15 protein-coding genes are annotated in these 23,971 nt (G+C 63.4%); 3 read left to right on the top strand and 12 right to left on the bottom strand.

Going from position 1 to position 23,971, the window contains the following annotated elements; all coding sequences use genetic code 11:
* Window positions 1-350: 350 nt before the first annotated feature.
* The 6 genes from selO to H3221_RS02785 all read right to left on the bottom strand — a co-directional run bounded on the left by selO (window position 351) and on the right by H3221_RS02785 (window position 11,396).
* Window positions 351-1,814, bottom strand: a complete 1,464-nt coding sequence (gene selO, locus H3221_RS02810) for a protein adenylyltransferase SelO (protein WP_196476340.1) — start codon at window positions 1,812-1,814, stop codon at window positions 351-353.
* Window positions 1,815-1,831: 17 nt separating this feature from the next.
* The gene (mscK, locus tag H3221_RS02805) at window positions 1,832-5,182 is read right to left on the bottom strand and encodes a mechanosensitive channel MscK (RefSeq protein WP_196476339.1); all 3,351 of its coding nucleotides are present in this window, start codon (window positions 5,180-5,182) and stop codon (window positions 1,832-1,834) included.
* A 127-nt stretch (window positions 5,183-5,309) separates the two neighbouring features.
* Entirely contained in the window at window positions 5,310-7,055 is a 1,746-nt protein-coding gene (locus tag H3221_RS02800) for a potassium/proton antiporter (RefSeq protein WP_224490484.1), read from the bottom strand.
* A gap of 158 nt (window positions 7,056-7,213) precedes the next feature.
* Window positions 7,214-9,019, bottom strand: a complete 1,806-nt coding sequence (locus H3221_RS02795; RefSeq protein ID WP_196476337.1) for an acyl-CoA dehydrogenase — start codon at window positions 9,017-9,019, stop codon at window positions 7,214-7,216.
* Window positions 9,020-9,174: 155 nt separating this feature from the next.
* A complete protein-coding gene (locus H3221_RS02790; protein WP_196476336.1) occupies window positions 9,175-10,215 on the bottom strand; it encodes an NAD(P)H-dependent flavin oxidoreductase in 1,041 nt (346 codons plus the stop codon).
* 14 nt (window positions 10,216-10,229) lie between these two features.
* Window positions 10,230-11,396 (bottom strand): YbfB/YjiJ family MFS transporter, encoded by a 1,167-nt coding sequence (locus H3221_RS02785; protein ID WP_196476335.1) that lies wholly within the window; start codon window positions 11,394-11,396, stop codon window positions 10,230-10,232.
* A gap of 92 nt (window positions 11,397-11,488) precedes the next feature.
* Between H3221_RS02785 and H3221_RS02780 the strand changes: the two genes are divergently transcribed.
* Both H3221_RS02780 and H3221_RS02775 read left to right on the top strand, forming a co-directional pair.
* Window positions 11,489-12,358, top strand: a complete 870-nt coding sequence (locus H3221_RS02780; protein WP_196476334.1) for a LysR substrate-binding domain-containing protein — start codon at window positions 11,489-11,491, stop codon at window positions 12,356-12,358.
* Window positions 12,359-12,402: 44 nt separating this feature from the next.
* Entirely contained in the window at window positions 12,403-13,251 is an 849-nt protein-coding gene (locus H3221_RS02775; protein WP_196476333.1) for a 23S rRNA (adenine(2030)-N(6))-methyltransferase RlmJ, read from the top strand.
* 120 nt (window positions 13,252-13,371) lie between these two features.
* Here H3221_RS02775 and H3221_RS02770 read toward each other — a convergent pair whose 3' ends face one another.
* From H3221_RS02770 to H3221_RS02755, 4 genes are all read right to left on the bottom strand, one after another.
* The gene (locus H3221_RS02770; RefSeq protein ID WP_196476332.1) at window positions 13,372-14,625 is read right to left on the bottom strand and encodes an HD-GYP domain-containing protein; all 1,254 of its coding nucleotides are present in this window, start codon (window positions 14,623-14,625) and stop codon (window positions 13,372-13,374) included.
* Window positions 14,626-14,695: 70 nt separating this feature from the next.
* On the bottom strand, window positions 14,696-14,893 hold the full coding sequence (locus H3221_RS02765) for a putative motility protein (RefSeq protein ID WP_017678604.1): 198 nt from the start codon (window positions 14,891-14,893) through the stop codon (window positions 14,696-14,698).
* A 16-nt stretch (window positions 14,894-14,909) separates the two neighbouring features.
* On the bottom strand, window positions 14,910-15,563 hold the full coding sequence (gene msrA / locus H3221_RS02760; protein ID WP_196476331.1) for a peptide-methionine (S)-S-oxide reductase MsrA: 654 nt from the start codon (window positions 15,561-15,563) through the stop codon (window positions 14,910-14,912).
* A gap of 50 nt (window positions 15,564-15,613) precedes the next feature.
* A complete protein-coding gene (locus tag H3221_RS02755; RefSeq protein ID WP_196476330.1) occupies window positions 15,614-18,319 on the bottom strand; it encodes a putative bifunctional diguanylate cyclase/phosphodiesterase in 2,706 nt (901 codons plus the stop codon).
* A 166-nt stretch (window positions 18,320-18,485) separates the two neighbouring features.
* Between H3221_RS02755 and H3221_RS02750 the strand changes: the two genes are divergently transcribed.
* Window positions 18,486-18,992: a hypothetical protein gene (locus H3221_RS02750; protein WP_196476329.1), complete on the top strand. Its 507-nt coding sequence runs from the start codon at window positions 18,486-18,488 to the stop codon at window positions 18,990-18,992.
* 88 nt (window positions 18,993-19,080) lie between these two features.
* Here H3221_RS02750 and aceF read toward each other — a convergent pair whose 3' ends face one another.
* Complete coding sequence (gene aceF / locus H3221_RS02745; RefSeq protein WP_196476328.1) at window positions 19,081-21,051, bottom strand: dihydrolipoyllysine-residue acetyltransferase; 1,971 nt, start codon at window positions 21,049-21,051, stop codon at window positions 19,081-19,083.
* 11 nt (window positions 21,052-21,062) lie between these two features.
* Entirely contained in the window at window positions 21,063-23,708 is a 2,646-nt protein-coding gene (gene aceE, locus H3221_RS02740; protein ID WP_196476327.1) for a pyruvate dehydrogenase (acetyl-transferring), homodimeric type, read from the bottom strand.
* Window positions 23,709-23,971 lie beyond the last annotated feature (263 nt).

The raw sequence follows: 23,971 nt of genomic DNA, 5'->3' as shown, positions 1-23,971 counted from the left end.
GCTAGGTGGCCTGGCTGTTTGGGCAGCAGGTCCTGGCCAGCGGGATCGGGCGCAGATTCTTTGCGTCGAATCTCGTGTGAGGTATCGGGCACGCACTGGGCGGCCTGGCAGGGCGCCAAGATAGAGGGGTTCTCTTAGATAGTCTAAGAATGTTTGGGCAGATTGATATGCCTTTTCGATTTAATGGATAAGACGTCCAGCCTGGGTGGCTGGCGCGTTCTCCACCAACCTGAGCTGACTGCCTGAGCAGGGCGGGTGCAACCTGCTGGCAGCTGTGGTGGGTTCTATTCTGCGTGATCAGCGGACGGTTGGTGCGCACGGCGCACCCTACGGCCAGGGGCACGCCATATTCACGACGAACAGCTGATCTCCAGGTGCTTGCCCCACTCCGGTGGTCGCTCGGCATAGCGCTGCATGTCCGGCTGTTCGTCGAACGGTCGTGACAGCACCGCGTGCAGCTCCCGCACCGGGCCATAGTCGCCCTGTTCGGCGGCCTCAATGGCCTGCTGCGCCAGGTAGTTGCGCAGGATGTACCTGGGGTTGATCGAATGCATGCGCAGCTGGCGTTCGGCCTGTTCGCCACCTTCACGTTCGCAACGGGCCAGGTAGTCGCGGCTCCAGGCGTCGAAGCCAGCCAGGTCGACGAAGTCGTCGCGCACGATTTTCAGCGCCTCGACAGGCGCCTGTTCGCCCAGGCGACGGAAGAACAGGCTGTAGTCAGTGGCCTTGCCCTGTTGCATCAGTTGCAGCAGGCGCTGGATCAGCGCTTCGTCCTCGGCCTCGGCGCTGGTGAAACCCAGGCGCTTGCGCATGAGGTCGAGGTAGTGCGCCTGGTAAAGCGGCAGGAACAACTCCAGGGCCTCGCGCAAGTGTTCGACCGTGGCGAAGGGCGTCAGCGCCTGGGCCAGAGCTGCGAGGTTCCAGTGAGCGATGGGCACCTGATTGCTGAAGCTGTAGCGACCGGTGTCGTCGGAATGGTTGCAGATGTGGTTGGCGTCGAAATCGTCGAGGAAGGCGTAAGGGCCGTAGTCGAAGGTGATACCCAGGATCGACATGTTGTCGGTGTTCATCACCCCATGGCAGAAGCCATAGGCCTGCCAGTTGGCGATCATCGCGGCGGTGCGTTCGATCACTTCGCGCAGCAGCGCCAGCCAGGGCTCTTTCTGTTCCAGGCAATGCGGGAAGTGGCAGGCCATGACATGCTCGCCCAGCGTCTTCAGGTGCTCGTGCTGGCGCGTGTAGTAGAAGTATTCGAAGTGGCCGAAGCGTACGTGGCTCTGCGCCAGGCGCAGCACCATGGCCGCGCTTTCCTGCTTCTCGCGCCAGACCGGCGTGCTCGATCCTGTCACGCACAGTGCTCGCGAGCTGGGGATGCCGAGGGCGTGCAGGTGTTCGCTGGCGAGAAATTCGCGGATCGAGCTGCGCAGCACTGCGCGGCCATCGCCCATGCGCGAGTAAGGCGTCATGCCGGCGCCCTTGAGGTGCAGATCCCAGTGCTCACCGGCCTCGTTGACCACTTCGCCCAGTAGCAGCCCGCGACCATCGCCCAGTCGCGGTGTGTAGCCGCCGAACTGGTGGCCGGAATAGACCATGGCGCGCGGCTCGGCTTCCTCCCAGAGTTTGTGCCCGGCGAACAGTTCGGCGAACTCGGGGCGTTGCGCTTCGCTGGCAGCGAGATCGAGAAGAGCGAGCGCCGACTCGCTCGCTACCACCAACCGCGGCTGCTCGATGGGTTCGGGCAGTACCTCGGTGGAGAAGGTGTCACCGAGGCGGGCGAAGCGGTTGTCGAAGGTCAGCGTATCGAGACTTTTCACCTGGATTCCTATCGATCTTAGGGCGCTACGGGTGGTGTTGGCGGCTGCTGTACGCTGGCAGCGCCGGCTGCAGCGACTTTGGCCAGGTCCTTCTGGTCGAGCTTTTGCTCACCATGCTCCAGATTCTTCACATACACCTCGACCTGGCGGAAGGCTATGTTGATGCCGTTCTTCGGGAACTCGCGGTCGATGAAGCGGTTGATCTCGTCGGTGGCTGGGTTGCGGTCGCCGAGGTCGCGCACGTGGATGCGCAGTTCGTGATCCAGCGTGCTTTCACCAAAGTTGAGGAAGTACACCAGCGGCGCCGGATCCTTGAGCACGCGCTGGTTTTCCTGCGCGGCCTGCAGTAGCAGCTTGCGTACCAGATCGAGGTCCGAGCCATAGCCGACACCGACCTTGAGGGTGACGCGGGTCACCGTGTCGCTCAGCGACCAGTTGATCAACTGGCCGGTGATGAAGGTCTTGTTCGGAACGATGATTTCCTTGTGGTCGAAATCGGTGATGGTGGTGGCGCGGATGCGGATCTTGCTGACAGTGCCGGACAGGTTGCCGATGGTCACCACGTCGCCAATACGCACCGGGCGCTCGAACAGGATGATCAGGCCGGAGATGAAGTTGGCGAAGATTTCCTGCAGGCCGAAGCCCAGGCCCACTGAGAGCGCTGCCACCAGCCATTGCAACTTGTCCCAGCTCACCCCCAGGGTGGACAGGGTGGTGACGATACCGATACCTACCAGTACGTAGGACAGCAGGGTGGTGGTGGCATAGGCGCTGCCCTGCGCCAGGCGCATGCGCGACAGTACCAGCACCTCGAGCAGACCCGGCAGGTTGCGCGCCAGGGCCACGGTGATGGCGACGATGATCAACGCACCGATCACGTCCATCAGGCTGATGGGCACCAGCGTCGCATTGTTCCCGGTACCGCTGCTGTACTCGTAGAGATTGATCGTATCGAGGTAGGTGAAAACACCGATCAGGTCGGCCCAGACCCAGTACAGGCAGACCAGGAAGCCGCCCAGCAGAGCCAGACGGATAAGGCGCAGCGATTGCTGGTTGACCTGCTCGATATCGAGCGTCGGCTCTTCGATCACCGCTTCGCCTTCGGCGCCCTCCTTGCTCTGGGCCTGGCGTTTGGCCAGGGCACGCTGATAGGCAAGACGCCGTGCCGCCACGTTCAGCCCGCGCACCAGAGTGGCCTCGACGATGAGCAGGATGATCAGCAGATAGAGGGTGTCGATCAATCGGTCGGTGAGCTTGAGCGCCGTGTAGTAATAGCCGAAGGCAACCGCACCGATCAGCGCCAGCGGCAGCAGGTTGAACAGCACGCCGACGCTGGTGCGCAAGGCGGAGGTGTTCTCGCGCAGCGGTGCGCTGAACAGCAGATGGAACAGCAGCCAGGCCATCAGGGCGTAGCAGCTCAGGACCACGGCGATGCCGATGACGTCGTTGGCCAGGCTCGCCGGCTGGTGTTCGGCAATGCTCACCACGGCCACCAGCGCCATTACCACCAGGCCCAGGCGGCGCAGGTGCTGACGGAAGAACGCCACGTTGGCGGGTGGCCAGTGGAAGTGCAGTATGGCTACGCCGTCTGGGGAAAGAATCCGATGCAGGGTATAGAACACCAGCCAGGCTTCTGCCATTTCATAGAGCGCGGCGCCCAGATAGAGGTTCTGCCCGCGCGCATCATGCAGCAGGGCATAGCCGCAGAGCGCCAGGAACAATGTGACCGGCAGTGCGAGGATGATGTTCAGACCCAGTGCCATCGGTGTATGCAGCTGGCTGTCGTGCTTGTAGTGGCCGATGTCGCCATGCAGTGCGCTGAGCTTGCTGAACAGGTACTGGCGTCGCCAGAGGATCAGGGCGCAGAGCAGAATAAGCGGCAGGAACACCAGTGGGCGCTCGAACAAACCGGCGCCGAGTTCGCTGATGGCCATGCCCCAGGGCATGTCTGCCAATTGCTGCTGAAGGTAACGTGGCGCTGACTTCAGCCATTCGAGGTCGAGCGGTTTATTGCTGGGAATCCAGAACATCTGCTCATCGATGGTCGCGCGCAGGCTGCTGGCAGTGCTCTGCAGCTCCTTCTGATTGAGTTGCAGGGTGATCGACTCGTTGAGCAGCGCATTCAGTGAGCGATTCAGGCGGTCGAGTAACTCACGGCGCGTGTCGAGCTGCTCCAGCAGAGCAGTGCGCAGTTCCTTGGTGATTTCCTCGTCTGGCTGATAGGCCAGCAGATCGTCTACATAGCGACCTGGATCGCTGATCTCGTCGCGCTGTTTGTTCAGCTCGAACTGGTAGAGACGAATATCGGCGATATCATCGGCGAGCGCGCCGTCTTCGAGCTTCAGCTTTGGCAGAGCCTGCTTTTGCTGGTAGAGAATCTTCGACAGCAGCAGGCTGCCCTGCAGCACGCGAATCTGCTCGTCCAGAGCCTGATCGGCCTGCGCCAGGTTGTCCAGCTGCTGGCGGGTCTGGAGGTTCTGCTCGGTCAGGCTGTTCAGACGGTCGGTCGCGCGTAGCAGGTAGTCGGACAGCTTGAGGTTGAGCGTGCTTTCCTTGGCCAGCAGCTTGTCCGAACTGGCGCGTTCGGCCTCCAGCGACTGCTCGGCGACGGTCTGCTCCGATTCGGCGCGGCGGCGGTCGTTGATCAGGCTCTGCAGTGCCTGACGTTCCTGTTCGGCGCGGTTGATGCGTTCTTCGAGCAGGGCGCGCTGGGCACCGCCCAGATCCTGCAGCAGGCTGTTGCCTGCCAGCTCCTGGCGGCGCAGCTGCGTCTGCGCTGCGAGCAACGCCAGTTCTGCATTGAGCTGGTCGCGGCGTTCCGGGGTCAGCGTTTTGCCGTCATAGCGGCCGCTCTTGAGTGCATCGTTGATCAGCTGGCTGCGTGTCTGGTTCTGACTGATCTCTGATTGGGCACGTTCCGGTCGGGTCTGCGCGGTGATCACCATGCTGTTGGCTTCGATGATCGCCTTGTTCCATTCGCTAAGCTGATTGGCGCGCTCGTTGAGTAGTTGTTCCAGCTGCGCCAGCGATGTCCGTGCATGGCGTTCGGCCACAGGCTGATCGGGACTGGCCTTGAGGCGAGCAAGGTCGCGTTGGGCTTCGCTGATCAGGCGCGGTGCCTCGTCCAGCTGTTTGCGGAGATCACTGAGGCGCTGATCGGCAGCCTGCCGGTCATTGAGCATGCGCAGCGTCTGCTCCAGCGTTTGCTTGAGCGCCAGTTGCTCGGCCTCTGGCAGCTTGCGGTCAGCCAGGCTGTCCAGGCTCTGCTGCACACTCTCGGCTTGGGGTGGTTCCTCGGCGAACACCTGCGGGATGCCGAGACACAGGGCAAGCAGGATGGCTACTAGGGAGAGGCGCGAGAGAGGCATGGTCGATTGATCTACTGAGTGAGCGATGACGATTGAGTTATCCGCGGCACAACGAAGGCGCGGGCCTGGTGGCCCGCGCTTGATGCTGATGCTAGCAGAGTCCTGGCAGGGACAATTCACCCGCTTGCTAGAAGTGCAGCCCTGGCCCGGGGCGTGTGCCTTCGGGGAATCTGACGCCAACCTTGCGTACCTTGTTCCCTTCCATGGCCGCCACCGTCCAAGTCAGACCCTGCCATTCGACCTGGTCGCCAACTACGGGCTCGCCACCGATTTCGTGGGCGATGAAGCGCCCCAGTGGCTGATTGCCTTCCACGTCATCCAGCTTCAGACCATAGAGTGCAGCAACCGCGCTAAGTTCGGCGTCGCCTTCCAGCACGAAATCGCCGAAGAAACGCAGGTCCTGGCCACGCTTGGGCGCCTGGCTGAACAGCTTGCCGAGGGCAGGCAGATCCTGTTCGTGGCCGATCACGCAGAGCAGATCTCCAGCCTCCAGGCGCGTACTGCCCGAGGGGTGAAGCAGATCGCGACCACGGAACAGCGCGGCGATACGAGTGCCCTCGGGCATGTTCAGCTCGCGCAGGGCGGCGCCGATGCACCACTTTTCTGCGCCCAGGCGGTAGACGAACAACTCCCACTGGCTGGTCGGATGCACTTCCAGCCCAGCGCGTGATACGGGGGCAGGCTCTGGCGGCACGGTGACGCGCATCAGCTTGGCGGCCAGCGGCAGGCTGGTGCCCTGCAGCAGCAGGGAGATCATCACGATGAAGAACGCCACGTTGAAGAACAGCTGTGCATTGGGCAGGCCGGCCATCAGCGGGAACACGGCGAGGATGATGGGCACGGCGCCGCGCAGGCCGACCCAGGCGATGAAGATCCGCTCGCGATCGTGGAAGGCGCGGAAAGGCAACAGGCCGAGGAAGATCGACAGCGGCCGCGCGAAGAGAATCATCCACAGCGCCAAGGCCAGCGCCGGCAGGGCGATGGGTAGCAGTTCGTGCGGCGTGATCAGCAGGCCGAGCACCAGGAACATGCTGATCTGCGCCAGCCAGGTGAGGCCGTCGAGCATGTGCAGGATGCCGTGACGCGAACGTATCGGCCGGTTACCCAGCAACAGACCGCACAGGTAGATGGCGAGGATGCCGCTGCCGCCGACGGCGGTGGTGATGGCGAAGATGATCAGGCCGCCGCTGACGACCAGCAGCGGGTAAAGGCCAGTGGCCAGTTCCATGCGATTGATCAGCTTGAGCAGCAGCCAGCCGCCGCCGAGACCCAGCAGGGCACCAAGGCCGAATTGCTGTACCAGCTGAATCGGCAGATCCCAGCTGAAGCCGGTCTGGCCGCTGGCGAGCATGGCGATCAGGGTGACGGTGAGGAACACCGCCATCGGGTCGTTGCTACCGGACTCGATTTCCAGTGTGGAACTGACCCGCTCGTTGAGGCCGCGTCCGCCGAGCAGAGAGAACACCGCCGCCGCATCGGTGGAGCCGACGATGGCGCCGATCAGCAAGCCTTCCAGCAGGGTCAGATTGAACAGCCAGGTGGCAGCCAGGCCGGTCAGGCCAGCGGTTATCACCACGCCCACCGTCGCCAGTGACAGCGACGGCCACAAGGCCACACGGAAGCTGGAGACTCGTGTGCGCATGCCGCCGTCGAGCAGGATCACCGCCAACGCCAGGTTGCCGACCAGGTAGGCCAGGGGATAGTTGTTGAAGATGATGCCGCCAGGGCCGTCGGTGCCGGCGAGCATACCGACGGCGAGGAAGATCACCAGGATGGGGATGCCGAAACGTGTGCCGAACGCGCTGACCAGAATACTGGCCGCCACCAGCAAGGCGCCGATCAAGAACAGATTGTTGATGGCGCTGGCATCCAACGGCGCTACTCCTGGCTGGGTCATTGGGTGCGCCGTTATGCATGGCGCGTGCCAGGGATTCTAACCGCAGCCTTCGTGCTGCTGTCAAAAAGGTTATTACATTTTTCCAGATTGCCCCAACGCGCCCATGATCGGGCGCTGGGGCGTTTGGCTCAGTTTCAGAACCAGGCGTCCTGCATGCTCAGGCAGGTGTCGTCGCGTGCTTCGAGAATGGCCAGGTCGTGGTGGCAGCTCGGCACCTCCCAGGTCAGAAAGTAGCGCGCCGCCTGCAGCTTGCCACGATAGAAGGCCTGCTCCTCGGCATTATCCGTGCGGGCGAGGCCTTCTTCAGCGCGAATCGCCTGCTCCAGCCAACGCCAGCCGATTACCGTGTGACCGAACACCTTCAGGTACAACGCCGAGTTGGCCAGGCCCTGGTTGACCTTGCCGCTCATCAGATCGCCCAGTAGCGCCAGGGTCACCACCTGCAGGCGCGCCAGCAGTTGTTCCAGTGGCTGGCGCAGGGCATCGAGCGTTTCATGCGCGCTGGCGTGCTGGCAGCAATCGTTGATCAGCTTGAGCAGTTGCTTGAGGGCGGCGCCGCCATTCTGCGAGACCTTGCGCCCGAGCAGGTCGAGCGACTGAATGCCATGGGTACCCTCATGGATCGGGTTGAGGCGGTTGTCGCGGTAGTACTGCTCCACCGGGTAATCGCGGGTGTAGCCATGGCCACCGAGAATCTGAATGGCCAGCTCGTTGGCCTTGAGGCAGAACTCCGAAGGCCAGGACTTGACGATGGGCGTGAGTAGGTCGAGCAGTTCCAGAGCGCGGGTGCGCTCTTCGGCGGTTTCCAGTGTCTGGGTGTCGTCGAACAGACGTGCAGCGTACAGGCCGAGGTCGAAGGCGCCTTCGACGTAGGCCTTCTGCGTCAGCAGCATGCGCCGTACGTCGGCGTGCTCGACGATGGAAATCTGCGGACTGCTCGGGTCCTTGCCATCGGGTTGGCGGCCCTGTGGGCGATTACGCGCGTAGTCCAGCGAATAGAGGTAGCCGGCGTAGCCCAGCATGATCGCGCCCATGCCGACGCCGATGCGCGCCTCGTTCATCATCTGGAACATGTAGGAGAGCCCGGCATGTGGCTTGCCTACCAAGTAGCCGACGCATTCGCCGTTGTCACCGAAATTCAGCGCGGTGGACGTGGTGCCGCGCCAGCCCATCTTGTGGAACAGGCCGGCCAGGGTCACATCGTTGCGCGCACCCAGGCTGCCGTCGTCATTGACGTGAAACTTGGGCACCAGGAACAGGCTGATGCCCTTCACCCCGGGCGGTGCGTCCGGCAGCTTGGCCAGTACCATATGCACGATGTTCTCGGAGATCGGCTGATCACCGCCGGAGATGAAGATCTTGTTGCCCTTGATCCGGTAGCTGCCATCGTCATGCGGCTCGGCGCGGGTTCTGATGTCCGACAGCGAGGAGCCGGCATGCGGCTCGGTCAGCGCCATGGTGCCGAAAAAGCGGCCGTCGATGATCGGCTGCAGGTAGCGTGATTTCTGCTGCTGGCTGCCGAAGGCCTCGATCAGATTGGCCACGCCCATGGTCAGCATCGAGTAGGAGCTGGTGGCGATGTTGGCCGACTGGAAATGCGCGAAGCAGGCCTGCGACAGCAGGTTGGGCAGTTGCATGCCGCCGTGTTCGAAGTCGCGGGTGGCGTTGAGAAAACCGGCTTCGTGGAAGGCGCGCAAGGCCGGCTCGACCTCCGGGATCAGCACCGCGCCACCCTCGACGTACTGCGGCTCGTGTTCGTCGTTCTTGCGATTGTGCGGGGCGAACAGCGCCTCGGCGATGTTGCGTGCGGTGCCGATCGCCGCATCGAAGGTCTCGCGGTTGTGATCGGCGAAGCGCGGACGCTGGGTCAGGGCTTCGGCGTCGAGCACCTCGTAGAGTTCGAACGCCAGGTTGCGGGAGCTGAGCAGGGTCTCGGACATGGAACGGGCCTCCAGATGATCGACCGAGTCTAGGCAGTGGGCCGTCCGCCTGCACAGCATCATCAGTGGCGGTGATAATTGCTCGTTGGCGGGGGTGCAACCCGCCGCCTCGGCAATGGCGGGTTACACCCGCCCTACGAGGCTGCTCCTGGCTGTCAGGCGAAGCCCCGCGCCAGCTCGCGCGTCAGCTCGGCTGCGGGCATGGGGCGGCAACTCGCGACGTTCTGCCCGGCCCACAGCGGTGAAAAGTCGCCGCTGCCCTGCGCCTCGGCCGCTGCGCGCAACGGCGCAATGGCTGCAGTGGCCAGGGGGAAAGCGGGTGCCTGCGTGCTCAGCGGCCCCAGCTCGCGCATCAGGCGATTGACGATGCCGCGCGCCGGGCGTCCGCTGAACAGGTTGGTCAGCGCCGTGTGGCGCGCCGCCGGGCTTTGCAGTGCAGCGCGGTGCAGGACGCTGGTCGTGGCTTCCGGGCACAGCAAGTACGCACTACCAACCTGCACGCCGGCTGCGCCGAGGGCCATGGCCGCCGCCACGCCACGGGCATCGCTGATGCCGCCTGCGGCAATCACCGGCACAGACAGCGCATCCACCAGCTGTGGTAACAGAGCGAAGGTGCCGAGCTGACGGCTCAGGTCGAAATCCAGAAAGTGCCCGCGATGGCCGCCAGCCTCCAGACCCTGGGCGATCACGGCATCGACGCCGCGTTCCTGTAGCCACAGCGCTTCATCCAGGGTGGTGGCGCTGGAGAGGATCTTCGCCCCGCTGTCACGGACTCGCTTTAGCAAGGCCTCTTTCGGTAGGCCGAAGTGGAAGCTGACCACCGCAGGGCGGAACTCTTCCACCAGTTCAGCCGCTTCGTCGTTGAATGGCAGGCGCCCAGGTCCGCTGGCGATGTTGGCCGGGTCCACGCCCAGCTCGTCATAGTAGGGCGCCAGCGCTTCGCGCCAGCCAGCCTCGCGGACCGCGTCTGGCTGTGGCGGGACGTGGCTGAAAAAATTGAGGTTGAACGGCCGCTCGGTCAGGCCGCGCATCGTTTGCAGCGCCTGGCGCAGGGCCGCAGGGGCGAGCATCGCGCAGGGAATCGAGCCCAGGCCACCGGCCTGGCTCACGGCGGCGGCCAGGCGGTAATCCTGCGAGCCGGCCATTGGTGCCTGGATCAGGGGAAGTTCGCTGCCAAGCAGGGCGGGTAGGTGCATGGGATGGCTCCGTTTCAGCGGTCGGGTTGCGGTTCGGCCACGCGCCAGGCCCAGAACAGAGCCCAGAGCAGTGCAGCCGCACCAATGGAAAAACTGCTTGTGAGGCTATGCCCGGCGGCAGTCCAATGTTCCACCAGCCAGGGGCCGAGCAACTGGCTGCCGCCATAGAGACTGATCAGCAGCGCCGCCAGGCGCAAGCCCTGGCCTGGGTTGAGGGCGCGTGCAAGGCGCTGGGTCAGCAGCACGGTGCCGAGAAAGGTGCCGCCTACCAGCAGGGCGCAGGTCATCACGCCGATAGGTCCAGGCAGCAGAATGGGCATGACCACGCCGAACAGTTGCAGCAGGTAGTTGGCCAGCAGGGCGCGGCGATCACCCAGCCAGGTGCCTGCGTGGTTCCATAGGGTCGCCGATACCAGACAGGCAAGCGCGGTCCACCACCAGTTGCCGATCAGCAGCGGATGGTCGGCGGGCAACTGCTCCCGAGCCAGTGCCGGCAGGAAGGTCAGTGGCAGTATGTAACCCAGACCAGCACCGAGGTAGGCCATCAACAGTGGTCGAGTTCGCCTGTCGAAGAGTGGTGCTTGAGTGGTCGCGTGAGGCTTTTCGGGTAGCTGTTGTGCCAGGCGTCGCAGCATGGGTGCGCATAGCAGGGCCAAAGGCAGGGCGCAGAGGGCCATGGGCAACCAGCGCATCGGCCCTTGCCAGGGCGTTATGGCCACTAGCAGGCCGCACAACAGCATGCCGCCGCCCAGGCCCAGGTACACCAGGCCGCTCAGTGCCGTCGCTTGGCGCAAGGCCAGCCATTCCAGTACCAGCGCTGGTGCGAGCACGAAGACAATGCCGTTGCTGATGCCATTTGCCAGGCGCAGTGCCGCGAGTCCGGCGAAGTCATGGACGAAAACCTGTCCCAGGGTCAGGCCGGCATTGATCAGCAGCGCCGTTGGCAGGCCCAGGCGCAAACCGCGTGGACTGGCCATGGGCAGTGCGAGCAGGGCGCCGAGCAGATAGCCGAGATAGTTCCAGGTCGCCAACTGGGCGCCTTCAGCCAGATCGAACAAACCGTCATCGAGCAGCAGCGGTAAAAGCGGAGTAAAGGCAAAGCGACCGAGCGCATGCACGACAACCAGCGCCAGGGCAGCGGCGAGCAGGGCGGTGAAGTGGGTGCGGTCGAATCTGGGCATTTGGCCTCCGGTCGTGCCGCGCACCTTAGTCGTTGTCGCTAGCTAATCGTTAGTGAAAAATACTGTTGTCAATTTTCACTTTTGGTGAAGTCATGGGTGCCTGGCAGCGGCTCAATCCTCAATTATTCCGCTACTTCCTCGCTGTGGCGCGCGAAGGTTCGTTGAGCGCCGCAGGCCTGCGCCTGAGTTGCGTACCGTCGAACGTCTCGGCGCGCCTGCGTCAACTGGAGCAACAGCTCGACACACGACTGTTCCTGCGTCGCGGCCAGCGCTTGCGGCTGACGCCAGCGGGTGAGCGCCTGTTGCCACACGCCGAAAACCTGGAGCAGCTTTGCCAGATGGCCTGGCGCAGCGTGCAAGAAGATATCTGGAGCGGCGATCTGCGCCTGGGGTCGATGGAAACTACTGCGGCAGTGCGCCTGCCGGAGCTGCTGGCGGCTTTCCATCAGCGAGCTCCGCGGGTGAACCTGCAACTCAGCACCGGTCCGAGCCGGCGACTGGTCGAGGGTGTGTTATCCGGGGAACTGGACGGTGGATTGATTGGTGGGCCGTTCGAGCATCCCCAGCTCGACTGCCTGCCCATCTGGCAGGAGGAGTTGATGCTGGTGCTGCCGCCCGAGCAGGCTGGCACCAACCTGGAGAGCCGGCCGCAGACGCTGCTGGGGTTCCCCGAGGGTTGCCATTACCGCGAACGCCTGGAACGTTGGGCGGTCAGTCGTGGTTTGCAGGTGGCGGCGCGGCAGAGTTATGGCTCCATCGACGCCATCTTTGCCGGCATTGCTGCCGGTATGGGTATCGGCCTGTTGCCACGCAGCCTGCTCGACAGTCACCCGCGTGTGCATCTGGTGCAATACCAGGCCATCGCCCCTGAGCTTGGCGCGACGACTACATTGTTGGCGCGCCGTCGCGACGCCGGTGAGCACCCGCCGCTGGCCTTGTTGCTGGAGCTGATGCGCGCGTAAAGCCCTTTCAACGGGTAAACTTGGCGACCGCTTCGGAGACCTACATGAACTACCGCCACGCCTTCCATGCCGGCAACCACGCCGACGTACTCAAGCATCTGGTGTTGACTCGCCTGATCGGTCTGCTGTCGAAGAAGGAGGCACCTTTCGCCTACCTCGACAGTCATGCCGGTATTGGCTTGTACGACCTGCACGGCGATGCAGCCAGCCGCACCGGCGAATACCAGGAGGGCATCGCGCGTCTGTGGCAGGCCACGCAACTGCCGGATGCGGTGGAAGCCTACCTGGAGGTGGTGCGGGCGATGAACCCGAATGGTGAACTGCGCTATTACCCCGGCTCGCCCGAGCTGGCGCGGCTGCTCAGTCGCGAGCAGGACGCTCTGCAGCTCAACGAGAAGCACCCCGAGGACGGCCGCCTGCTCAAGGACAACATGCGCGGTGATCGCCGCGTCGCTGTGCACCTGGGCGAAGGCTGGCACGTGCCGCGTGCGCTGATGCCGACGCGCGAGAAGCGCGTGTTGCTGCTGATCGATCCGCCGTTCGAGAAGACCGATGAATTGCAGCGCTGCGTCGAGGCTTTGAACGAAGCGCACGGGCGCATGCGCCAGGCCATCGTGGCGATCTGGTATCCGATCAAGGATGAGCGCCAGTTGGCGCGCTTCTATCGTGATCTGAGCAAGAGCGCCGCGCCCAAGCTGCTGCGCGCAGAGCTGTACGTGCACGCGCCGGACGATGCCACGCGGCTGAGCGGTTCGGGCCTGGTGATCAGTAACCCGCCATGGGGCCTGGAAGATGAGCTCAAGCAGCTCCTGCCCTGGTTGGCTGATGTGCTTGGCCAGAGCCAGGGCGGTTGGCGCCTGGACTGGCTGATCGAGGAAAAGTCGGCCGGTTGAGCGAGCGGGGCGGTGCGCATGGCGCACCCTACGCGGGATGCGGCCAACTTAGCGCGTAGCCCGGATGAAATCCGGGAGCCGTGGCCCCGATCCCCGGATTGCATCCGGGCTACAAGGGGCTCAAGCGGGCTTGTGGTTGGGCTCGATGTGATAGCTCAGGTTGCGCCGCGGGCTGAGGTATTCCAGTACCTCCAGCGGTAGCTGTGAGGGGCGCAGGCTGCGGGCAATGGCGAGCTTCGGTTCCTGGGCGAGATCGACGATCAGGGCTTCCTGCTTGGGCGTGTCGGCGTCGTAGAGAATCAGCGTCGGTTTGAGTGCCTGAGTCGGGTTCATGCCCAGCACCAGCGCATAGCGCTCATCCTCCAGTTGCACCAGGCTGCCCGGCGGGTAGATGCCCATGACGCGAACGAAGACCTTCAGCGCCACTTCGTCGAAGCGCTCACGCTGCTGCTTGAACATCAGCGCCAGGGCTTCGTGTGGGCTTAGTGCCTGGCGCGGGTCGGGCGGGTTGCACAGCCCGTCGAAATGGTTGGTGATGACCACCAGACGACTCAGGCGACCGATGCCAGCCTCGCGCAGCCCGCGTGGATAGCCACTGCCGTCACAGTGCTCGTGATGTTCATGGATGATGCGCAGCACCTCGTCATCGAGCATCAGTTTCTGCCCCATGCGCAGGCCGAAGTCGGTGTGCATCTGCAGCAGTTGCTGCTCCGGGCGGCTCAGGGGGGCGGGCTTGAGTAGCACCTTGCTCGGCACTTCCAGCTTGCCGATGTCGTGCAACAGGGCGCCGAGGCCGAGGCTATGACAGGCCTCGCTGTCGAGTCCGAGCTGGCGCCCGAGCAGCAGGGACAACACGGTGACGTTGAGGGCGTGGAAGTAACTGTCCTCGGCCGCCTTGCCCGTGATGCCATGCAGCACCACGCCAGGGGCGCCGAGCAGCGTCTCGACCATCTCGGCGACGATTGCACCTGCCTGGCGCATGGCGTCTTCCGGGCGGCTGCGCAGGGTCTGGTTGAGCGTCTTGATGCGTTGGCTGGCCTCGATGAAGCGGCGATCCACCTCGGCCAGGCGGCTGCGCAGATGATGCAGCTTCTCCACGCGTTCCTGGCGTGCCTGACGTTCCGGATCGACCGGCGGTTCTTCAACAGGAGGGGGCGGGACGCTGTCGACGAGAGGCGCGGGCAGGCAGTCGCTGCGCGCAGGGTCATAGCGCAGCTGCTTCAGGTCGAGTGCGCGCAAGGCGCGAAGCTGTGCTTCATCCTTGATCTTGAAATTGCTGAAGGCGAAATCATGCTCCCACCAGCTCAGGTCCAGATGGACGTAGAGGCCGATGCACAGCTGATCGGGGGTGATGGTGGGGAGAGTGGCGGGCATGCCGGGCTCGTCGAACGATGGCTGATGGCCCGCAGTTTAGTCCGGCTGATGGCCTGAAGACATTAGTTATTCAGGCCATCACGTCGATGCTGTTGCCCAGGTTGGGTGGGTTGCTGGGGGCGCTGACCGGTGCAGCTGACTGCACCAGCCCGGTGATGTTGGCGGCCTGCAGCTCCAGTGTCTTGCGCAGAAGCAGAAGCGACATCTGCGCAGAAATCTGCGCCGATGCCTGACTCGATACCTGGCTGGAAATGCTGCTCAGCTCCACGACCCGTTACCCATGCTCACTGTTCAGGGGGTAGACATACGCCTGTTCCGCCCAGGCCGCAATAGCCGCCTGGATTCTTCGCCAGGTATTGCTGGTGATAGGTTTCGGCGTAGTAGAAGGTCGGTGCCTCGGCGATTTCAGTGGTGATGCGGCCCACTCCGGCCTTGTCCAGCTCATCCTGGAAGCGCGCCTGGCTGGCTTTGGCGGCGCTCAGTTGAGCGTCGTCCTGGCAGTAGATTGCCGAGCGGTACTGGGTGCCCTGGTCGTTGCCCTGGCGCATGCCCTGCGTCGGGTTATGCACTTCCCAGAACACTTTGAGCAGTGCTTCGAAGCTGGTCTGCTGCGGATCGAACACGACCAGTACCACTTCGGTGTGCCCGGTCAGACCCGAGCAGACTTCCTCATAGGTGGGGTTGGGCGTGAGGCCACCGGCATAGCCGACCGCTGTGCTGAACACGCCAGGCTGTTGCCAGAAACGTCGTTCGGCGCCCCAGAAGCAGCCGAGACCGAATACCGCCTGTTGCAGGCCGGCGGGGAAGGGCGCTTTGATCGGGTTGCCGTTGACATAGTGAGTCTCCGCCACCGGCATTGCCTCTGGGCGGCCGGGCAAGGCCTGCTCGGCAGTGGGCAGGACATCCTTGTTGACGAGAATCTGGGAACGCAGAACCATGACGGTCTCCTGAAAGTGGGTGGGTAGTGGACTACGCGCAGTATGGCGTATTACGTCCGTTGGTCAGCCTGTGGCCGGCAGGGGTAGCGGCGCAGGCTTTCGATCAGTTCGCGGCCAGGAATCGGCTTGTCGAACAGGTAGCCTTGGCCTACGTCGCATTGCTGGCGGCGCAGGAAACCGAGCTGGGCGCCAGTCTCGATACCTTCTGCGACCACCTTGAGCTTGAGGTTGTGGGCCATGGCAATCACCGCTGAGGTGATCTCCATGTCGTCCTGGTTGTCGGGAATATCCTTGATGAAGCTGCGATCGATCTTGATCACGTCGATGGGGAATTTCTTCAGGTAGCTGAGCGAGGAATAACCGGTGCCGAAGTCGTCCATGGCCAGGGTCAGGCCCAGGCTCTTGAGGCGGCCGAGCTGGTGGCGGGTGTCCTCGGTGGCCTCCAGTAGCAGGCTCTCGGTCAGTTCCAGTTCCAGCAGGCGCGGGTCGAGCTGTTCTTCATGCAGGATGGCGGCGATGGAGCCGACCAGATCAGGATCGGAGAACTGCTTGGGCGACAGATTGATCGCCACCTGCAGTTCGCCCATGCCGATGGCGGCGATTTGCTTGCTCATGCGGCAGGCCTGGCGTACGACCCATTTGCCAATGGGAATGATCAGGCCGGTTTCCTCGGCGACGCTGATGAACTGGTCAGGGCGGATCATGCCCTTCTCCGGATGGTGCCAGCGCAGCAGCGCCTCCAAACCCAGCAACTGGCCGTTCTTCAGACACAGCTTGGGCTGGTAGAAGACCTCCAGTTCACTCTGGGTCAAGGCCCTACGCAGGTTGTTCTCGACGAACAGCTTGTAGTTGGCCTCGGCGTTGAGCTCCTCGGTGAACAGCTGCACCTGATGCTTGCCGTTGGCCTTGGCCTTGTGCAGCGCCAGGCCGGCGTGCTTCATCAGCGTCTGCGGGTCGTCGCCATGCTCCGGGGCCAGGGCCAGGCCGAGCGAGCCGGTGATGCTGATCAACTGGTTATCGACGAACAGCGGCTTGTCCAGGGTCTGCAGCACCTGATGAGCGACGCGCAGGCCGCTGTCCTGGTCGCAACCATCGAGCAGGATGGCGAATTCGTTGCTGGCGAAGCGTGCCAGTGTGCCCTTGGCGCCGAGGCTGTTGCGCAGGCGTCGGGCCAGGGCCGAGAGCAGCTTGTCGCCGGTCTGGTGGCCGAGGCTGTCGTTGATCCGCTTGAAGTTGTCGATGTCCACCAGCAGCAGCACCAGCGGCTGCTGCGTATGCTGAGCGAAGCGTTGTTCGAGGCTGCGGATGAACGAGGGGCGATTGCCCAGGTTGGTCAGGTTGTCGGTATAGGCCAGGCGTTCGATGCGCTGCTGCGCCAGCTTGGCTTCGGTGATGTCTTCGTAGATGCCGATGTAGTGGGTCAGCTCGCCGTCGTCGCCATACACCTTGGATATCGATAGATGTCCCCAGTAGGGCTCCAGATTCTTGCGTCGGCTGCGGAACTCGCCTTGCCAGCTGCTGTGCTCGGCGAGACTGGAGCTGGCATCGAACAGCAGGTCGCTGAGGTTGGTCAGAGCGGGCAGTTCGGAGAGACGATGGCCGCAGACCTCGTCGCTGCTGTACAGGGTGATGGCGGTGAAGCTGGGGTTGACGTACTCCACCCGGCCGTCGCGGTCGACCAGCAGAAAGGCGCTGGCGCTCTGTTCGACGGCGCGCTGGAACAGATGCAGGGCGCTGGTGGCGCTGCGTTTCTGCTGGTTGATCAATACCTGAGCGAACTGATCGGCCAATTCGCCGGCGAAGGCGATTTCATCAGCCTGCCAGGTGCGTATGCCGCCGATATGTTCCAGGCAGAGTACGCCGACCACTTCGCCCTCGACGCGTATGCTGGCGTCGAGCATCGAGCAGATGTTCAGCGGCTGCAGGTAGTTGGCGGCCAGCTCGCAGGTGCGCGGGTCGCGCTGCGCATCGTGCGCGTCGATGGCTCTGCCGCTGTGCAATGCCTCCAGATACTGCGGGAAATTCCGCGCGTTTATCGACGGTAGTTGTTCGTGGCGGTCCAGGTCGCGGCGATAAAGCGACACGGAGTCCAGATGATGGCTGCCAAGCTTCCAGATACCGGCGCGAGCGACACCGTAGACCTCGCAGGCGGCCTGGGTGATCAGTTCGGCCGCTTCCTGCTGTGGGTCGCTGGAGGTGTAGCGCTGGCGCGCCAGGCGCACGATCAGTTGCTGCTGGGTGCGTGAACGGGCGAGGTGTTGCAGGTGGTCATTCTGGGTGCGTTGATATTGCTGCAGCGAGCTGCGCAGTTGCTGATTCTGCGTGTGCAGCTCCTGTTCGGCAGGGGCGTACTGATCAAGGCTTTCGTCCGCTACCAGCAGATAGCCGCGCAGCAACTGGCGGTTGCGCTGTTTGAAGGGTTCGCCCATCTCCAGCAGGGTCAGAGCACCTTGCGGTGTATGCAGGGTATAGCGCACCAGGTAATGCGGGCCTTGCAGCAGTTGCTGCTGGATGGCGTCATGCAAGCGATAGCGCGCCTCGGGCTCCATCAGACTGGCGTAGGGGGCATCCACCAGCGCGCAGAGATCGCTGGCGCTGATACCCAACTGGCGTTCGCAGGCCGGGTCGAGAAACAGCAATGCCCAGCTTGGCTCGTTCAAGCGCTCGAAACGCAGCATGCCGAGCCGCGAGGGCACTGGCAACTGCGTCACAACCTCGGCTGCCGAGCGGGCGCTGGCATCGGGATGGCTTTTCATTGGGCGGCGGGCTTCCAGTATGCTGACCAGGCGAGGCATCCGTTCTCAGTACAGGGCCGTTGCTGCCAGAAGGCGCAGCGGCACGGACGGAGGCTAGGGCTCAGGCCTACTTCACTATAGCGTTCGGCAAGGGTGCATCATGCAAGCGAGACTGACAAGAAAACTCATGGCCATGGTGCTTGGCGGAGCACTTTTTACGGCCATACCCGCGGTTGCTAGCGCCGATGACGCGGCGACGCTGCAGGGGGCCGAGCAGGCTGCTTATCTGGACGGGCTCAAGCGTCTTTATCTGGCCGACAACGAGCGCAATGCATTGCTCGCGCACAGCAATGCATTGCTGGAAACCTACGCCCTGCGCGCGGGTTATCAGGTTGGCCAGGCGCAGCGGCAGGACCTGCTGTATCGCTTCAATGTCGGCAATGCCGGCGAGCTTATCCTGCGTGAGGAGAGTCGTGACGCGCAGGGCACCGCCATCTCGGTGCGCAATCAGCGTGTTCCGGTGTTCGGTGTCGATCCGTTCATCCGTTATGAGTGTCCGACCGGCGGTATCCGCTGTGTGCTGTTCAACCCGGCTGATGGCAGTCCGCTGCTGAGCATCGTGCGTGATCACCAGGGCGCGGGTGAATTGGCCAAGGCGCTGAGCTTTCTGATTCGCAACGTGCAGAAGGGCTGATAGGCCTCACACCGCTCCGAAAGAATGCAAAAAAACCCCGCCTGAATGGGCGGGGTTGAGGATGCGAGCGTGGCGTGCTCGAAACGGTTTACAGCAGGATGGTGCGGATATCGGCCAGCAGCTGCGACAGACGCTGAGTGAAGCGTGCGGCGGCAGCGCCGTTGATCACCCGGTGGTCGTAGGACAGCGACAGCGGCAGCATCAGCTTGGGCTGGAAGGCCTTGCCATCCCACACTGGCTGCATGGTGGCCTTGCTGACACCCAGGATCGCCACTTCCGGCGCGTTGACGATCGGCGTGAAGCCGGTGCCGCCAATGTGGCCGAGGCTGGAGATGGTGAAGCAGGCGCCCTGCATGTCATCAGCCGAGAGCTTCTTGGTGCGCGCTTTTTCCGCCAGTGCGGCGGCCTCAGCCGCAAGCTGCAGCAGGCTCTTCTGATCGACGTTCTTGATCACCGGCACCAGCAGGCCGTCCGGCGTATCGACGGCGAAGCCGATATGCACGTACTTCTTGCGGATGATCGCCTTGCCGCTCGGGGCCAGCGAACTGTTGAAGTCCGGCAGTTCCTTGAGCAGGTGGGCGCAGGCCTTGAGCAGCAGCGGCAGCACGGTCAGCTTGACGCCAGCCTTCTCGGCCACGGCCTTCTGCGCGACGCGGAAGGCTTCCAGGTCGGTGATGTCGGCCGAGTCGAACTGAGTCACGTGCGGCACGTTGAGCCAGCTGCGATGCAGGTTGGCGGCGCCGACCTGCATCAGGCGGGTCATCGCCACTTCTTCGATTTCACCGAACTTGCTGAAGTCCACGGTCGGGATCGGCGGAATGCCGGCGCCGCCGGTGGCAGCAGCGGCAGTCGCCTGCGGTGCGGCCTTGGCCTTGTGCATCATCGCCTTGACGTACACCTGCACGTCTTCCTTGAGGATGCGGCCTTTCGGACCGGTGCCGGCGATATCCGCCAGTTCCACGCCGAAATCACGAGCCAGCTGACGCACGGCGGGGCCTGCGTGCACCTTGGCACCATCGCGTTTGGGCGCGTTGGCAACCTCGGCAGCAGCAGCCGACAACGAGGCAATGGCGCGTACTTCTGCGGCCACTTCCGGTGCGGCACCTTCCGGCACGCGGTGCACTTCCTGGCTGGCTTGCGCCGGCGCAGCGGCCGGAGCGGCGCCTGCCACCCTGAGCTTGAGAATCAGGTCGCCAGTACCGACTTCGGCGTCCAGCTTGACCAGCACTTCTTCCACCACGCCGGCAGCCGGCGAAGGGATTTCCATGGAGGCCTTGTCGGATTCCAGGGTGATCAGTGACTGGTCGGCTTCGATGCTGTCACCGGCCTTGACCATGACTTCGATGACCTTGACCTTGCCGTCGGTGCCAATGTCCGGCACATGCACGTCCTGCACCGAAGCAGCAGCCGGAGCGGCGGCAGCGGGAGCGGCTGCTGGTGCGGCAGCCGGTGCTGCGGCTTGAGCCGGCGCAGCACTGGCGGTTGTGCCACCAGCGGTGCGCAGCTTGAGGATCAGGTCGCCGGTGCCGACTTCGGCGTCCAGCTTGACCAGCACTTCTTCCACCACGCCGGCAGCCGGCGAGGGGATTTCCATGGAGGCCTTGTCGGATTCCAGGGTGATCAGTGACTGGTCGGCTTCGATGCTGTCACCGACCTTGACCATGACTTCGATGACCTTGACCTTGCCGTCGGTGCCGATATCCGGCACGTGCACGTCCTGCACGCTGCTGCTGGTCGCAGCAGCGGCAGGAGCGGCCGCCGCAGCGGCTGCTTTCGGCGCTTCGGCAGGCGCAGCTTCGGCTTTCGGCGCAGGCGCCGCTTGCGCGGCACCTTCGACTTCCAGCACCAGCAGCTCGTCGCCTTCCTTGAGACGGTCGCCGATCTTGACCTTGATTTCCTTGATCACGCCGGCCTTGGGCGAGGGCACTTCCATTGAGGCCTTGTCGGACTCCAGAGTCAGTACGCTCTGGTCGGCTTCGATACGGTCGCCGACCTTCACCAGCAGTTCAATCACCTCGCCTTCACCGCCGAGGTCGGGTACGCGAATCAATTCACTCATCGCTACGCTCCTTAGCAGTCCAGGGGATTGGCTTTGTCGGCGTCGATACCGAACTTGGCGATGGCGTCAGCCAGCACCTTGGCTTCGATCTCGCCACGGTCGACCAGGGCTTCCAGGGCGGCCAGCACGACCCAGTTGCGATCCACTTCGAAGAAGTGACGCAGCTGCTTGCGGCTGTCGCTGCGGCCGAAGCCGTCGGTGCCCAGGACCTTGTATTCCTTGCTCGGAACCCACTGACGAACCTGCTCGGCGAACAGCTTCATGTAGTCGGTGGAGGCGATGACCGGACCCTTGCGACCGCTCAGGCACTGCTCGATGTAGGTCTGCTTGGGCTTCTGCCCCGGGTGCAGGCGGTTGCTGCGCTCCACGGCCAGGCCGTCGCGGCGCAGTTCGTTGAAGCTGGTGACGCTCCACACATCGGCGCCGATGTTGAACTCGTCACGCAGGATCTTCGCGGCTTCGACGACTTCACGCAGGATGGTGCCGGAACCCAGCAGCTGCACGTGGTGCGCGGCTTCCTTCTTGTCTTCCTCGAGCAGGTACATGCCCTTGATGATGCCGTCTTCCACGCCCTGCGGCATGGCCGGCTGCTGGTACGACTCGTTCATCACGGTGATGTAGTAGAAGATGTCCTGCTGCTCTTCGGTCATCTGGCGAATGCCTTCGCGGATGATCACGGCGAGCTCGTAGCCGTAGGTCGGGTCGTAGGTGCGGCAGTTGGGGATGGTCGCTGCCAGCATGTGGCTGTGACCGTCTTCGTGCTGCAGGCCTTCACCGTTGAGGGTGGTACGGCCGGCGGTACCGCCGATCAGGAAACCACGGGTGCGGCTGTCGCCAGCGGCCCAGGCCAGGTCGCCGATGCGCTGGAAGCCGAACATCGAGTAGAAGATGTAGAACGGCAGCATCGGCTGGTTGTGGCAGGAGTACGACGTACCGGCGGCGATGAAGGAACTCATGGCGCCGGCTTCGTTGATGCCTTCCTCGAGGATCTGACCTTTCTTGTCCTCTTTGTAGAACATCACCTGGTCTTTATCGACCGGCTCGTACAGCTGGCCGACCGAGGAGTAGATGCCGAGCTGGCGGAACATGCCTTCCATACCGAAGGTACGGGCTTCGTCCGGGATGATCGGGACGATGCGCTGGCCGAGTTCCTTGTCCTTGACCAACTGCGCGAGGATGCGCACGAAAGCCATGGTGGTGGAGATTTCGCGGTCGCCCGAGCCGTCGAGGATGGCCTTGAGGGTATCCAGTGGTGGTGTCGGGATGCTGAAACTCTGCTGGCGACGCTGCGGTACGAAGCCACCCAACGCGTTGCGGCGCTCGTGCAGGTACTTGTACTCGGGGCTGCCTGGCTCCGGCTTGACGAAGGGCAGGTTTTCCAGCTCTTCATCCTTGACCGGGATGTCGAAGCGGTCGCGGAACTGACGCAGGCTGTCGACATCGACCTTCTTGGTGTTGTGCGCGGTGTTCTTCGCTTCACCGGCGCCGGTACCGTAGCCCTTGATGGTCTTGGCCAGGATCACGGTCGGCTGGCCGCTGTGGTTCACGGCCTGGTGATAGGCTGCGTAGACCTTGTACGGGTCGTGGCCGCCACGGTTGAGCTTCCAGATCTCGTCGTCGGAGAGGTCCTTGACCATCTCCTTGAGCTCCGGGCTATTGAAGAAGTTTTCACGAACGTAGGCGCCGTCTTTGGCCTTGTAGTTCTGGTATTCACCGTCGACCACTTCGTCCATGCGACGCTGCAGGGCGCCGTCCTTGTCCTTGGCGAACAGCGGATCCCAGAAGCGACCCCAGACCACCTTGTTGACGTTCCACTGGGCACCGCGGAACACGCCTTCGAGTTCCTGGATGATCTTGCCGTTACCACGCACCGGGCCGTCGAGGCGCTGCAGGTTGCAGTTGATGACGAAGATCAGGTTGTCCAGCTTCTCGCGGCCGGCCAGGGAAATGGCGCCAAGGGATTCCGGCTCGTCGCACTCGCCGTCGCCCATGAAGCACCAGACCTTCTGCTTGCCAGCCGGAATGAAGCCGCGCGCTTCCAGGTACTTCATGAAGCGGGCCTGGTAGATCGCCTGGATCGGGCCGAGGCCCATGGACACGGTCGGGAACTGCCAGAAGTCCGGCATCAGCCAGGGGTGCGGGTAGGACGACAGACCTTTGCCATCCACTTCGCGGCGGAAGTTCTTCATCTGGTCTTCGCTGATGCGGCCTTCCATGAAGGCGCGGGCGTAGACGCCAGGGCTGGCGTGGCCCTGATAGAACACCAGGTCGCCGCCGTGTTCGTCGGTCGGGGCCTGGAAGAAGTAGTTGAAACCGATGTCATACAGCGTCGCGGAGGAGGCGAAGCTGGAAATGTGGCCGCCCAGATCCGGGTCGTCCAGGTTGGTGCGCATCACCATGGCCAGGGCGTTCCAGCGCACCAGCGAGCGGATGCGGCGCTCCATGAACAGGTCGCCGGGCATGCGAGCTTCATGGGTTACCGGGATGCTGTTGCGGTAAGGCGTGGTGATCGCGTAGGGCAGTTGCGCACCGCTACGGGTGGCCAGCTCGCCCAGACGGGTCATCAGGTAATGGGCACGGTCTTCACCCTCACGGTCGAGGACGGATTCAAGGGCGTCCAGCCATTCCTGGGTTTCGATCGGATCGAGGTCTTGCATGGCTTGCTCCAGGGCGGAAAGGCTTCCAGAATCGGAGGCCAGTTGGGTCTCACCGGCTTTTTGGGCGGGCGAGTTGAAATTCTTGGATTTACCGGGGGTAGGACCGGCCGCTTGTAGTTTTACTACATTTCGACGACGGATTCAGCCCTCTGGATACAATTCTTTCGTAGTAAAACTACAATCCGCGGCACCGCCGGCCGCGCGTGCCCCGCTGGTGCGGGGCTGCGGGCGATTGCACCGTGCGTCCGGCAGTCCGCCAAAAG

The organism is Pseudomonas chaetocerotis (genome assembly GCF_015712105.2).
Taxonomy (GTDB): domain Bacteria; phylum Pseudomonadota; class Gammaproteobacteria; order Pseudomonadales; family Pseudomonadaceae; genus Aquipseudomonas; species Aquipseudomonas chaetocerotis.
Note: the sequence above shows the minus strand (reverse complement) of the source record. Positions and strands in the feature narration are given on the sequence as shown.

Bases quoted from the DNA above. Each gene is read 5' to 3' on its own strand.
- aceF (WP_196476328.1), bottom strand. From the start codon at position 21,051: ATGAGTGAATTGATTCGCGTACCCGACCTCGGCGGTGAAGGCGAGGTG.
- H3221_RS02775 (WP_196476333.1), top strand. From the start codon at position 12,403: ATGAACTACCGCCACGCCTTCCATGCCGGCAACCACGCCGACGTACTC.
- mscK (WP_196476339.1), bottom strand. From the start codon at position 5,182: ATGCCTCTCTCGCGCCTCTCCCTAGTAGCCATCCTGCTTGCCCTGTGT.
- H3221_RS02790 (WP_196476336.1), bottom strand. From the start codon at position 10,215: ATGCACCTACCCGCCCTGCTTGGCAGCGAACTTCCCCTGATCCAGGCA.
- H3221_RS02795 (WP_196476337.1), bottom strand. From the start codon at position 9,019: ATGTCCGAGACCCTGCTCAGCTCCCGCAACCTGGCGTTCGAACTCTAC.
- H3221_RS02755 (WP_196476330.1), bottom strand. From the start codon at position 18,319: ATGAAAAGCCATCCCGATGCCAGCGCCCGCTCGGCAGCCGAGGTTGTG.
- H3221_RS02785 (WP_196476335.1), bottom strand. From the start codon at position 11,396: ATGCCCAGATTCGACCGCACCCACTTCACCGCCCTGCTCGCCGCTGCC.
- H3221_RS02780 (WP_196476334.1), top strand. From the start codon at position 11,489: ATGGGTGCCTGGCAGCGGCTCAATCCTCAATTATTCCGCTACTTCCTC.
- aceE (WP_196476327.1), bottom strand. From the start codon at position 23,708: ATGCAAGACCTCGATCCGATCGAAACCCAGGAATGGCTGGACGCCCTT.
- msrA (WP_196476331.1), bottom strand. From the start codon at position 15,563: ATGGTTCTGCGTTCCCAGATTCTCGTCAACAAGGATGTCCTGCCCACT.
- H3221_RS02770 (WP_196476332.1), bottom strand. From the start codon at position 14,625: ATGCCCGCCACTCTCCCCACCATCACCCCCGATCAGCTGTGCATCGGC.
- H3221_RS02750 (WP_196476329.1), top strand. From the start codon at position 18,486: ATGGCCATGGTGCTTGGCGGAGCACTTTTTACGGCCATACCCGCGGTT.